This is a genomic window from Paenibacillus sp. FSL H8-0260, assembly GCF_045040625.1.
GTDB lineage: Bacteria > Bacillota > Bacilli > Paenibacillales > Paenibacillaceae > Paenibacillus_AQ > Paenibacillus_AQ odorifer.
The window spans coordinates 6,355,888-6,369,537 of sequence record NZ_CP150298.1; the positions used below are offsets into that span (position 1 = coordinate 6,355,888).

A 13,650-nucleotide genomic window follows, 5' to 3' on the forward strand; every position below is an offset into this window, starting at 1 on the left:
CTCTATTAACTTCTGGATTTTAAAAAAGGAATCGGGAAGTCCGATTCCTTAGGATATTAAAAACAGCATAATTATTTTTTAGAACTTAGAACATTAGCAGCACTGAATTCATGAGTATCTGCTGTCTCACTTCCTGTTATCAAAGTAACGGCATCAGTTTTAGCCGTAGTAGTGTTATCTAATTGTCCTTCTGCATTAAAAAATACAAATCCTGAAGTTATTTCTTTTTTATCACTAGGAAGATAAATTTTATCAAGGTATCCTTTTCCTTGAATCGTTGAAATATCTAGTTTTCCATATCCTTTAAAAGCTCCCTCTTTCTCACCGATAATATATAATCTCGCAGCATCATAAACTTGACGTGCCGTTGCTGCGTCTGCACTATTTTTCGAATTACCGATTACATTACCAATCAAAGGTATTGCAATAACCGCAATAATCCCTAAAATAACGATAACCGCCAGCAACTCAATCAGCGTAAACCCCTTTTGATTTTCCTCTTTACTTAATCTTCTTTTAATCGCTTGTGCTAACATTTGATTTCCCCCTCTAAGTGGTGTGTGAGTGATAAAACCTATATCCTTCATTTCAGTGAATCCAGCATCAGCTTTCTTGTGCTTACGGAAACAGCTCGTCCATCGTCGTCTAATCGCCAGCGTAAGTTCGTGGATCTTGCCCCGCCTCCCCGGCGTCACCCCTCTCAATATATACAAGGAACCAAGAGGTTCACATATTACCGTACAGACTGAACATCGGCAGCATAATGGCGGCCACAATGACACCTACAACTGCGGCTAGAAAAGCGATCAATAGTGGTTCAAGCAGCGATTTCAGACGGTCAACGGTATTCTCCACGTCCATTTCATAAAAATCAGCTACCTTGGACAACATCGTGTCGAGCGCCCCTGTCTCTTCGCCAATCGCTATCATCTGCGTAACTAGTGGCGGGAAGACCCAGGCTTTTTTTAGCGGCTCAGATAGTGGATTTCCTTGTCTCAGCGAATCCCCTGCACTACGGATGAATTTCCCGATGACCTTATTTCCTGCTACCTCCTCAACAATCACCAAGGACTGTAGGATCGGTACAGAGCTGGCATAAAGAGAAGAAAAAGTGCGCGTAAACTGAGCAATCGAGCCTTTTTGATTCAGCTTGCCGAACACAGGAATTTTTAACTTGGCATAATCAAGGGCGTAAGCACCCTTTTCCGTACGTTTTGTAATCTGAAAAGCTATCACTAGGAGAAGTACTCCGAGTATCCAGAAATACCATTGACCTTGAATGCTTTTGCTAAGTGCCAAGACCATCTGTGTAATTGCCGGAAGCTCGGCATCCATCGATTCAAACATCGTTACAAACTGCGGCACAATCGCCCAAAGTAGATAGATAACCGCGGCAATCGCCATAACCCCTACGGTAATCGGGTACGTAAGCGCTGATTTTATCTTCTCTGTCGTGGTGTGCTGTTTCTCAAAAAACATTGCCAACCTGTCCAACGTCCCCTCAATATCACCAGATTCCTCACCGGCACGGATCATGCTGACAAATAGCTGCGGGAAGATCTTTTTATGATCCTGAACAGCTTGTGAGAACGATATCCCCCGCATCAGGCTAGAGTTAACATCTACTAACGCTTTGCGCAGTGGCTTACTCTCGGTCTGCTCTGCCAAAATACGCGTTGCATCCACAATCGATACCCCCGCCCGCATAAGCGTGGCAAACTGCCTGCAATAAATGATGAAATGAAGCGGCTTAACGGGATTACCAATATAAATGTCCATCGATAAAATTGTGGTTTTGCGTTCAATCAGTGAAAATACCGTAAGTCCCCGCTTGCGTAGCTCCTCCATCGCCGTAGGTTTATCGGTTGCCGTTAGTTTTCCTTTGATAGATTTGCCTGCGGATGTCTTCACCTGATATTCAAAAAGAGGCATCAGCTGCTCACCTCCGCCATAAACGCCTTAGCTGCTGTTGGATCAATAAGCCCCTGCGATAAATAGTCACGGATGCTCATGTCCAAGGTGTGCATGCCTTGTGAGCGTCCGGTTTGCATCACATTTTTGATCTGATGTGTTTTTTCGGTACGAATAAGATTGGCTACGGCTGGTGTATTGACCAAAATTTCCGTTGCGCATAATCGCCCCCGACCTCCAGCCCTTGGGAACAACCGCTGACTGACTACTGCCAGCAGCACTGATGCTAGTTGTGAACGAATCTGTCCCTGCTGATGGCCCGGAAAAGCGTCGATAATTCGGTCAATCGTCTGTGGTGCGTCTGTTGTGTGTAAAGTTGCCATCACAAGATGGCCTGTCTCTGCGGCCGTAACCGCTGCTGAAATGGTCTCCAAATCCCGCATCTCACCAACGAGAATAACATCCGGGTCCTGACGTAAGGCAGCACGTAATCCATTAGCAAAACTAGCCGTATCACTTCCCACTTCACGTTGATCTACTAGACAGGTTCCATGGTGATGTAGAAATTCTATCGGATCTTCCAACGTCACTATATGCTTGCTCTCCGTCTGGTTAATATAATTCAGCATAGCTGCAAGCGTAGAAGATTTGCCGCTGCCTGTGGGTCCTGTAACCAAAATTAGACCTTGTGGCTTAAGCGACAAAGTAGTTAAAATCGAAGGCATCGACAACTGTTCCAGACTCGGAATCTCTGCAGGAATGGCCCGGGCGGCGATACTAACCTCGCCCCGCTGACGATAAACGTTCACCCGGAATCTTACCCCACCATCAAGCGGATATGAAAAATCCAACTCGCCCGCATTCCGAAATGCTTCAATTCGTTCACTACCAAGTAGCATTTTGGCCATATCTGCCGCTTCTTCAGCAACCACGGACTCACCCTCAAGCGAGTGCAGCTTTCCATCCATCCGAATAACCGGCGGTGATCCTACGGAAATATGTAAGTCAGAAGCTTTGGAGGAGTAAGCCGTTTGTAATAGTTGTCTAATATCCCGCGTATACGTTGGCATTAGCCGCTCCCCCTAAGTTAGAATGCTAAATCGCTGTTAACCTCTAATGTGAGACCGTCTCGCGCATGACTTCTTGAAGCGTTGTAATTCCTTGACTGACCTTGAGTAGTCCGTCATCCATCAGTTGAACAAGCCCTCGCGCTTTACCTGCTGCACGCAGTTCCTCTACTGAGCCAGTGTTTGTAATGAGCTGCCGTAAGTGATCATCAATACTGAGTACTTCATGAATCGCTATTCGTCCACGATAGCCAGAATTGTTACAGCTACCACAGCCGCGTCCACGCTGTAACTCTTCCGCAGGTAGTCCTAGGCTACGTAGCATAATTGCTTCCTGTTCAGATGGTTTGTAGGTTTCTTTGCAGTCAGTGCAAATTTTGCGCACCAGCCGCTGTGCTACCACACCAATCAGCGAAGAAGCGATCAAATAAGGTTCTACCCCCATATCCCGCAATCGGGAGACGGAGCTAATCGCATCGTTTGTATGTAAAGTAGACAACACTAGATGACCCGTTAATGAGGCGCGAACAGCAATTTCAGCAGTTTCAGCATCCCGTATCTCACCGACCATTACGATATTCGGATCTTGTCGAAGAATCGAACGTAGCCCAGCTGCAAAGGTTAGTCCAATAGCCGAGTTTACGTGCACCTGATTTACTCCTTCAAGCTGGTATTCCACTGGATCTTCGACTGTGATAATATTTGCGCTTTCTACATTAAGTTGATTTAACGCTGAATATAAAGTTGTTGTTTTTCCGCTACCTGTAGGGCCCGTGATTAGCAAAATCCCATAAGGACGAGCTATCATCTCCTTAAAAGCTTCTGCATTCCCCTCACTGAATCCCAAAGCATCTACGGATTTGACCCCTGTGCTTAAATCTAGCAGCCGCAGCACAATCTTCTCTCCGTGCATCGTTGGTAATGAAGACACACGAATATCTACCATTTTGTAATCGAACTGCATTTTGATCCGCCCGTCCTGCGGCAAACGCCGTTCTGCGATATTCAGGCGGGCCATTATTTTCAGACGGGCGGTGATAAAGCCCTGCATCTGCTTAGGAATAATCCGCTCTGTCCGTAAGGTTCCGTCAATGCGGTAGCGGATGGTTAAATTATTTTCACCTGGATCCATATGTATATCAGACGCCCGCAGGGCAACTGCCTGCTGAATCATCTGGTTGACCAAACGTACGATTGGAGAGTCCTCATCTGTAATCTCGGTCTCCTCTATTTCTTCCTGTGTCGGAAGTTCTACCAGCATCTGATTCATAGAATCGCGCATGCCATAGTGACGCGCAATCGCCCGCTGCAGCTCATCTCTCGTAGAAATAGCGGGTTCGATCCGAAAACCAGTACTCATTCGTAAATCTTCTATCGCAAAATAATCCAGCGGATCCGCCATCGCAACCATCAGCTTACCACCCTCTTTTAAGAATGGAAGCACCTGATATCGCTTAGCCATACTTTCAGGGATAATCTGCGTGATTGCGGGATCTATCTGGTATTTAAATAAACTGACATGCGGGATGCCGAGTTGAAATTCAAGCACTTCAATCAGCTGCTGCTCCGTGATATAACCTTGAGAGATTAGCAGATCGCCGAGCTTACGTTTACTCTTACGCTGTTCCGCGAGAGCCTCAAGCAACTGGTCCTGCGAAATAATATTATTTTCTACCAGCAAGTCGCCCAGTCTCTTTTTCGCGATAGCCAAGTCTATTCATCTCCGTATGCCGTTATTATGCCGGCTGAAATAATGGATATTTTTTATAGAAATAGAAATCAAACTGCCAGCAAAATTCGCTCAAAAACGAAAGATATAATTACCATAAATAGACCTTCCATAATTTTGTCAATTTTGAGTATTTTTCAATCTAACTAGGACTTTAGTTATAATTTAATAGGTATATTTCAATAGATTTATGTTGTCTATCAATGCTGAATGTCCTAGAATGTATATAACATAGATTGGATAATTTTACAACGACACGGAATGAAAAAGGCTGTCGGAATCTAGCATATACGAGACGGAATACGACCATATCTGCCAATAGTTAACAATCAGGGAGAGATGACAATGAAACTTGCCAGCAACAAAAAAGTTTTTATTTTTACAGTAACTACCCTGCTTCTCCTTCTGCTTGTTCTGCCAATCAAAAATCACTTTATGAATGTCGATGCCAGTTCTAATGAATACCAAATTCGTATGCTGGAGGTTACAGAGAGTGGGGTTAGTGAGCTTGCGTCTCTAAAAACGGGAATATCTAACCTTACTGTTGACACGATGAGTATGAAGCGCTTTGTGGCGCTGCGGGATGATCTGGACGGGAGATATGATGCGGTATATATCGGGAAGGGGACTTACAGTACAAGTGGGGTCTCCGGAAAAGATCATAATACCAAAGCAGTTATGAATGACATAACTGCCCTGAAAGCCAAAGAAATTACCGACTATTTTATTAATAAAGGACTTTACGTATTACTCAACAAAGAGCCGTTTGATACGCAAACAACTAACCAGCGAGGAATATTGTACAACACCTTCAATACCTACCGGACATTAACACCAAAATCAAATGTTAAGTTCGTCGATAACAATGAGTTAAATACATGGATCGAAAATTTGAAGAAAGAGCCTTCTGCTCAGAAGGATCTTTTAAAGCAACGTCCTCGTATTCAAATTACTAATAAAGCTAACATTATTGATTACAGCCAGAACCAGGAACATGTTTATAAACCCGGAAATAATCTTAGTTTTAAATTCAACGTTTCAAATGTAAATAATCTCAACGATCGTCCCATTCTAGCTAAATTGTATGTCAGTGTAGATAAGTCGATTAAAATGACTGAAAATGACGTCGTAGCTGTACAGACTTTAAATCAAGATCCTAATGGTGAAATTGTATACAAGCTTCCTAATACATACTCCGGGCTTCTATATTGGAAGCTAGAAATCGTAGATAACTTAAATCCGAACAAATTAAAAGACTTTGATAGCGGTACGATTCAATTCCTTGGCAAGAAAACAATCGTTAATATTCTTCAGGTGTTGCCTACTATCGCTGCTAATGAAAGAAGCAGTAGTTTACGCAATCCTGAAAATATGACGCAAAGCTTCCTAAGTAATAGCAGCTACGAGTTAAAAATTACAACCAAGACCATTTCCGAATTCAACACCGATATTACGGCTCAGTATGCCAAAGATAATAAATATGGATTAAACGGCGTATATGATATGCTCATTTTTGGATTTCGCGATGTTTATAATGACAAAGCCCCGTTAAGTGACCTTGCAACCCAGGCTGTTATTGATTTTACCGAGGTTACTAAACAAAGCGTTATGTTCACACATGATACGGTATATCAAAATAAAAGTAATTGGGTTAAAAATTTCAAAAAAATCACGGGTCAGATCGACCCGGAAACAAATTTAGGTTTAAACGCTCCTAGTCCCTCAACTACAGTCAAACCAATCAATGATGGTTTGCTGACCCAGTACCCTTTCTACTTAAGTACTATCAATGCAAATAATGAGCAGACAAATATTATTCCACCACAAGTAGCAACTACACATAATCAATACTACACTTTGGATTTGGAGGATGCTTCGGTCATCCCATGGTATAACATAACCGGGAGTTCGCGCGATATCGATGATAGCTGGAACCACTATTACACATACTCAAAAGGAAATGTCACTTACTCAGGTACCGGTCATGTATTCGGAACATCCAGCATTAAATTTCCGGAATGGGAGCAAAAGCTCTTCGTCAATACAATGTATCGCGCGTATATTGGTGCAAATCATGCGCCAGAGGTCACTGTATCAACACCTCAGCAAGGTGAAATAAAGCCTTCTTACCAGAATGAACTATTAATAGATTATATTGTCGAAGATCCTGATTTAAAAGATCGTGATTTATTTACAACTATTCGTTTTAAGTCCGGGGATACTTATCTACCTAATACAGGGATGGCAGAGAAGGCAATTCTTTCAGGAGAAACTATTCATCAGGTATTTCCAAACCCTCTGCCGAGCGGTGGTGAACTCACAATAGAAATTACAGCGCGTGATAAGCAAGGCGCTTATGCAGCTCCCAAAAATATTGATATTACCATTTCGGAGGCAAGATCGAATCTTGAATTATCACGGGAATTGTCAACCAATGTTAGCACTAGCGGCGAAGTAGCAAAAAACGAACCTTTTACTATCACTTATATCATTCAAGCCAAGCCTATTCCTTTTGATCAAGTAAGTACTATCGATCAAGCCTACGATCATCAAGTAATTTCTAATATTATTTTCCGTGATACTCTACCAGCGAACATTAAACTTGAAGCATCAGGTTTACCTGATGGGATGACTAATCCTTCTGGTAGTGTAGAAACAGGACTAACATTAGAGAAGCCGCTTAATAACATTACTTATACATTGAAGAACGTGAATGGGATGAAGACGTTCCAACCCGATTCTAATGAACCCATCAAATTCACTATTAATGTATCAGCAAATGTAGCAGCAAGATATATATTCAATAATGCCTTAGTTGACTTCGTAGATATTCATGCTGTTCCTTCTGCATCTCCTACTCCAACGGCGACAGCAGTTGTTACGGCTAGTCCATCACCTAGCGCTACTTCTAATTTTAACCCATCGGTTTCTGCAACTGGCTCCGGGCTTGGAATTGCTGGTGATTATAATGCTTTTATATTTGGAAAAGCCACAGTGACTGCTTCTTTGAAAGGTAATTTAGCTGCTGGAGGTGATGTAACAACTGGCAGCGTAAGCATTAATGAGACCAACCGCAATAAGGTCCCCTATGCTCTTGTTACTGGTGGAGATTTAAATTTCTCTAATGGTAAAATCTTTGGAAACATTCTTCACCAGGGGAATTTCACTAGAGTAAATAGTGGTACCATTTCCGAAGGAACATACAGCAAGGGTGAGCTTATAAATTTTAATGCTGCCCGTGAATATTATGAAAATTTATCAAATCAGTTAGCATTAGTCCAAGCAAATGGTAAATACAGCTTAAAGGATAGCAACTTATACTTAACTGGAACTGAAGAAGTTAATGTATTCCACTTCACGGTTGGTAATCAAGTAGAAGATACTCCTATAGATGACGAAAGAAATATTTTTCCTTTAGGCTGGCCTAAACTTACTGTTCCTGATAATTCCATGATGATTTACACGATCTTTGGAAAGACGGTTAACTTTAATAAAGCCTTTGGCTTACCAAATGGAACAAGCGGCGACAATGTAATTTACAACTTCCCTAATGCAACGATACTCAAAATTTCAGGAGTAAATATTAAAGGCTCAATTCTAGCTCCCAAAGCAGCTTTGAGTTTCAGCAATGGCCAAGTACATGGAAATATCATTGCATCTTCCTTTAGTAATGATTCATCCTTAATTGATATCCTACCCTACAGGGGACCAGTTCCTGTACCAACACCAACACCGTCGCTGACACCAACATCAACACCAACGCCGACACCGTCGCCGTCTTCTAATCCACTAGTGCGTACGATCATTAAATTTTCTGAGATGACGATTACTGCCATCGACAGAATAACTACTTTAGAGTTAAGTGGAGCACAACTTTTATTAGGAGATAGCCAAATGCTTTCTCTGATTATTAAGCCCTTGGAGAAATTCAATCAACTGATCTGGACATCAAGCAACGATAATATTGTTAGTGTTAGTCCATTAGGCGTCGTGTCTGGTAAAAAGGTTGGCTCTGCTGAAATTACAGTAGCTGCTAACGATGGAAGTAATCTTATTAGTAAGGCTACTGTTACTGTTCTCGATCCACAATTAAATATTGTTGGACCTAACAGTGCTCTTGTAAATGAGAAAATAGATTTCAACGCTACTTACTTAACAAAAGAAACGGGAACCCAATTTTCATGGAGCGTCGTGGATGCAAATGGATTACCAACTAATGATGTAGCTCTTAATAGTGATAACGACCAGGCTCATCTTACAGCAACAAAATCAGGGGTATATACTGTAAAACTTACTGTAACTACTGATTTGAATACAGGTGGCGTTAATACCTTCAAAACAATAACTGTTGGACTTAAGTCCTTAACAATCAAAGGATCTAAGAGTGTTTTCCAGGAAGAAACAATTAATTTAGAGGTAATTACTGATCCTGACAGCGCAAGTAAAGAGCAGTATGAATGGAGTTTGGTTAACCAGAATGATCTTGAATATGCTGGATTTGTCGCAGCGGATAATCCTACTCCTGTCTCAACTATAACAACTTCCACGAAGAACGTTATATTAAAGGGCTTAAGTTCACATGAAAATATCCAGATCCAGGCCAAAGCCGCTGGTACTATCAGTAATATTCATACAATAAGTGTGCCTCTTGATCCTGGACTATTATTCCACCCGGAATCAGGAAAAATCACAGTCGGAGAATCCCTTAATTTGCTACCCTGCTTATGGATAACTCCTTATGGAAATCTACCTGATAGCATTTTACACAAACTACAATGGGAGATAGTAAGTAATAAATCAAGTGAGGATGCTTCTAAGCCAGTTGTTCTGCAAGAACAGAATGGAGTCTATCGTGGGCTCAGTAAAGGAGAAGCTGTTATTAGAGCTTATTATTTTACCCAAAGTAAGAAGACAATTGAAGCGTTTTATACGATAACGGTTATTGGAACACAAGATACTATAGAAAATCGCTACTAGATCACATCAAAATCTATATTATGTAAAAGCAGCCGATCAGAAGTTGATCGGCTGCTTTTATAATTCATATTATCCTTTAATTTCCAGAGATCAACAATTCAATGGGACCTACATTAATGTTTATTTGATTCACACGTGGAAGTCCCACATTTTGATCTTCGAATACTTGTTCATTATAATTAACAATAAAACGAGGAGACTCAACCTCCGTCTGGATATCAAAATTAAAGTTTGCGGATCCTGTCTCCTTCTTGACTTTGCCAACAACCGCGTTGATTATCAAATCTCCTTTAGCAAAAAAGCCACCATCCAGTGAAAATATAGAGCCCACACCGTACAACTCTGCCGTACTATCCGTATAAAAAAAGGCTCTTAATCTTGTAGCCTCATTTTTAAACTCTTCAACCCGATTAATAAGTATAGCTCCCTTTGAGATCAATACAAGTTCTTTACTTCCGCTACCTGGAGTTGGTATTCCTGATATCGTGGCATCCACAATATCAGTTTTTCCAAGCACAAACATAGTAGAATCAAATTCAGCTTTTCCTCTGATATATAAATTCCCTGTCACCAGAATGTTGCTTTGGACAATGGCCGTTGAATAACTATCTATTGTTAAATCACCGTTTACAATAAGCCAATGAGCCCCTGTGCTTAGATTAAGCTTAGAAGTATCCCTTATCTGATTTAACATTACTCCATCCAACTTTAGATTCCCTATAAAGATCGTGCTTCTCTCCAATCTCTCAAGGTTTTGCTTCAGTGATAGCTTCGCTTCTTCGAAAAGTCTATGTTTCTCCTGCTCCTTCTCTTCATCTGTATCACCAGTTGCAATGTCCTCAAAATCTTCTAACATAGGCATCCATAAGGTGGAAATGCCTCCGGGTTGCTGAAGCGTGTTAATTAATCTTGTTCCTCTAGCAGTGGGTTCTTCACTACTATTTGATACAGCCACTCCATAATATCTATCGCTGAATACCTTCTTATTTCCAGCCGACCCTGAAGCTTCAGCAACTTTATCTAGGAAGGAATCCTCCACATTCACTTGGACAAACGTCGTTTTCTTTTTGATCTTTGCTTTTTCAACGATCGTCTTCACCCTATTATCTAGTGAAGAATAGTCAGCATCATCAATTGTCGGCACCTTTTCAAAAATATTACCCGTTCTGGAATAAAGCAGATCGTTCATTGATTGAATAAGAGCTTCTCCATCGACTAACGGAAATAGACTGCGTTTTTCCAAATCTGCGTTATGTCTATACTTAGCCACTTGGCTAACTTTTAATTGATTTCCAGCATAAATATTCCCCTGAATATAAGGAGCACCATTCAAATAGATCGTTCCCTCAGAACCTAATGAATAATTCAAAAAATCTGGGAATGTCGTAATCACAACCTTTTGTTGCAACGTCCTTAACACGCCGTTTACTGTTGCATTGGCCTTAATCGTAACTACATGCTTACTACTTGTAGAACTGCCATCGAGAGTTATTCCCGTGATTTCATTGCTAGCTCCCTGTAAGCTTGTATCGGTAACAAAAGCTCCTTTATTAGAATTGAGGTTCCTTAAAAATGTCTCTATTTCTTGATCAAACTGTGCCTGAGTAGTATTACTACTAACTTGTATTTTCTGGTTTAAATCTGCTGTAATATAGGCAATCGCCTCATCAATCGATTTCTGTGCTAAATGAAGGCTTTGTACATCATTCTCACGAGTTTCGGTACGCCTAGCTCCTCCAATCGTAGCACTAAGCACCGTAACTCCTAAAATAGTGAGCAACAGGACGATAAACATCACAAGTACCAAAGCCGAACCTCGTTCCGATCGAAGGCTTGCCCGCCTCAACATCTCTGTTTTCCTCCTAAAATCCAAATTGGCTTTCCAATTCCATCCTATCCGTTTCATTTCCCTTATACTTTAATACCAACTTAATCTGGATCAGACCAGAATTACATAGCGAGGCTACATTACATGATCTACCATCTGATGTGGAAGCAGTTATGATAGAACCTGCCATATTCGATTGTACCGCGATAGGAGAACCAGATTCTGCTCCACTTTCCTTACCATTTATAACAATTTCATTTCCTGATACCCGAATCACACGCGGAGAACTCCCGTCTTTTATTAGTTCAATTCCTCCAGATATATTTTGTAGCCGTTCAGGACTATATGTATAGAGTTCAGTAATAATAGAGGACATGATCAGATCCGCTTCGTCCCGTAAAGCGTTCTGAACTGAGATTTTATGATAGCTGCGAAATCCATACATAGTAACTCCAGAGATTAGACCGACTATCATAGCAAATACAGTCAGTGCCGCAATTAATTCCACCAAAGTAAAACCTTGTTCCGACCTAAGTCGTTTAGCGAATTTTTTCATCAGTTATGTATCCCTCCAACATTACGTTATAAGCAGGCTGTTCATTATTTTCTACTCGTCTTACCTCAACTTTAACGGGTATTAAATAATCATTTACAGCTGATTTATCAATCGGAGTAGTGGACGGATGATCGACTAATTCCGGTTGATAGATAATATTGATCTTATAACGGATATCATTAACTGTTGGATTCAGAACATTTGCCAAAGCTGTCATGTTTGAGAATAGATTACTATAGCTGCAATTAACTATGGTGCATTTTTCAGCCTCTATCACATCTTTCTCTTGCGTAAAAAATTCCTTCATCGCCTTAAAATCCTGCTTCTCCACATAAAACAGCGCGTTCCGCGCCAGATTGACCATAATCGTTTTGTTCTGGTTCGATTTAGAGTAACTCATGGCGTTAGTAAAATAAGACGTAAGCACCAGTGAAACTATCGATAAAATAACTATAGCTGCCAGCACTTCGATTAATGTAAATCCTTTTTCCTGCTTTAGGCCCGGTTTCATCCTACTTTCCGCCTCTCGCCTATGAAAATACTTTTCGTATTTGCACGTTTTTCCTAAATTTTCTACTTCCATTATATTCTCTCATATCCAGCTACAGCAATCCTCAAAACCCTTATAATTCAGATATTTCTACAATATCTCTCACTTTAGGTCTATGCTATGATTTGGAAAGAGAGGAGATGAATGAAATGGCTTTAATAGAGTGCAAATTTTATTCTGAAGTACTAGGTTTGAATACCTCAATGACTGTAATTTTGCCGCAAAAAACAACTACACAAATCGGGATGAGTAATGTAACAAGAGGTGATCTTCACCCTACTTTGTATTTACTGCATGGCTTGTCTGACGATGATTCGATCTGGCTGCGCCGGACTTCCATAGAACGGTATGTAGCGGAGATGGGGATAGCTGTGGTAATGCCGAATGTGCACCGCAGTTTCTACACAGATATGGCGATGGGAGGCCGTTATTGGACCTTCATTAGTGAGGAGTTGCCGATGCTGGCGCGCTCATTTTTCCCGCTTTCCGATAAACGCGAGGAGAACTTTGTAGCCGGGTTGTCGATGGGTGGTTATGGAGCAATTAAGCTGGGACTGCGTAAACCCGAGTCTTTTGCAGCGGCAGCGAGTTTGTCTGGAGCACTTGATATGGCGCATAATTTCTTGAACGGGGAAGGTGCTACCACTAAAAGTAAAGAATACGAAATGATCTTCGGAAAAGAAGATACCGCCGGAACGCCGGAAGACCTTCTTTGGCTGCTTGAGGAAGTGAACCGCTCCACGGGACCAAAGCCAGCGTTGTATCAATGCTGTGGCACAGAAGATTTCCTATATACCGATAACTTGAGATTCCGCGATGCCTGCCAGGCAACCTCACTTTCTTTAACCTATGAAGAAGGTCCGGGGACACATGAATGGGGATACTGGGATGCCAAAATCCGCGATGTGCTGGCATGGCTACCTTTAAAAAGTAACTAGCTGTACTTAATAGACAACAAAAAGATGCAGCCATAAGCTGCATCTTAATATCTGTTCTACTCAGATTGCCCTCTTCGGAGGGTTCTTTTTAATT

Annotated in this window: 9 protein-coding genes; 2 read left to right on the forward strand and 7 right to left on the reverse strand. The window is 41.4% G+C overall.

Annotation, left to right across the window (positions count from 1 at the left end):
• Window positions 1–71 precede the first annotated feature (71 nt).
• From MHI51_RS28325 to MHI51_RS28340, 4 genes are all read right to left on the reverse strand, one after another.
• Entirely contained in the window at window positions 72–536 is a 465-nt protein-coding gene (locus MHI51_RS28325) for a type II secretion system protein (RefSeq protein WP_076221061.1), read from the reverse strand.
• 190 nt (window positions 537–726) lie between these two features.
• Entirely contained in the window at window positions 727–1,932 is a 1,206-nt protein-coding gene (locus tag MHI51_RS28330; RefSeq protein ID WP_036678542.1) for a type II secretion system F family protein, read from the reverse strand.
• On the reverse strand, window positions 1,932–2,981 hold the full coding sequence (locus tag MHI51_RS28335) for a type IV pilus twitching motility protein PilT (protein ID WP_342410244.1): 1,050 nt from the start codon (window positions 2,979–2,981) through the stop codon (window positions 1,932–1,934). The genes MHI51_RS28330 and MHI51_RS28335 overlap by 1 nt, the downstream gene beginning before the upstream one ends.
• Before the next feature lie 43 nt (window positions 2,982–3,024).
• The gene (locus tag MHI51_RS28340; RefSeq protein ID WP_342410245.1) at window positions 3,025–4,689 is read right to left on the reverse strand and encodes an ATPase, T2SS/T4P/T4SS family; all 1,665 of its coding nucleotides are present in this window, start codon (window positions 4,687–4,689) and stop codon (window positions 3,025–3,027) included.
• 363 nt (window positions 4,690–5,052) lie between these two features.
• On the opposite strand from MHI51_RS28340, the gene MHI51_RS28345 reads away from it, so the two are divergent.
• Complete coding sequence (locus tag MHI51_RS28345; protein WP_405173415.1) at window positions 5,053–9,684, forward strand: DUF5057 domain-containing protein; 4,632 nt, start codon at window positions 5,053–5,055, stop codon at window positions 9,682–9,684.
• A 76-nt stretch (window positions 9,685–9,760) separates the two neighbouring features.
• On the opposite strand, the gene MHI51_RS28350 is transcribed toward MHI51_RS28345, so the two are convergent.
• From MHI51_RS28350 to MHI51_RS28360, 3 genes are read right to left on the reverse strand one after another with little or no spacing between them, the layout of a single operon-like run.
• Window positions 9,761–11,533 (reverse strand): hypothetical protein, encoded by a 1,773-nt coding sequence (locus tag MHI51_RS28350; protein ID WP_405173416.1) that lies wholly within the window; start codon window positions 11,531–11,533, stop codon window positions 9,761–9,763.
• A 13-nt stretch (window positions 11,534–11,546) separates the two neighbouring features.
• The gene (locus tag MHI51_RS28355) at window positions 11,547–12,068 is read right to left on the reverse strand and encodes a type II secretion system protein J (RefSeq protein ID WP_076220211.1); all 522 of its coding nucleotides are present in this window, start codon (window positions 12,066–12,068) and stop codon (window positions 11,547–11,549) included.
• On the reverse strand, window positions 12,052–12,579 hold the full coding sequence (locus MHI51_RS28360) for a prepilin-type N-terminal cleavage/methylation domain-containing protein (RefSeq protein WP_405173417.1): 528 nt from the start codon (window positions 12,577–12,579) through the stop codon (window positions 12,052–12,054). The genes MHI51_RS28355 and MHI51_RS28360 overlap by 17 nt, the downstream gene beginning before the upstream one ends.
• Window positions 12,580–12,767: 188 nt before the next feature.
• Between MHI51_RS28360 and MHI51_RS28365 the strand changes: the two genes are divergently transcribed.
• Window positions 12,768–13,556 (forward strand): alpha/beta hydrolase family protein, encoded by a 789-nt coding sequence (locus tag MHI51_RS28365; protein WP_076123851.1) that lies wholly within the window; start codon window positions 12,768–12,770, stop codon window positions 13,554–13,556.
• Window positions 13,557–13,650 lie beyond the last annotated feature (94 nt).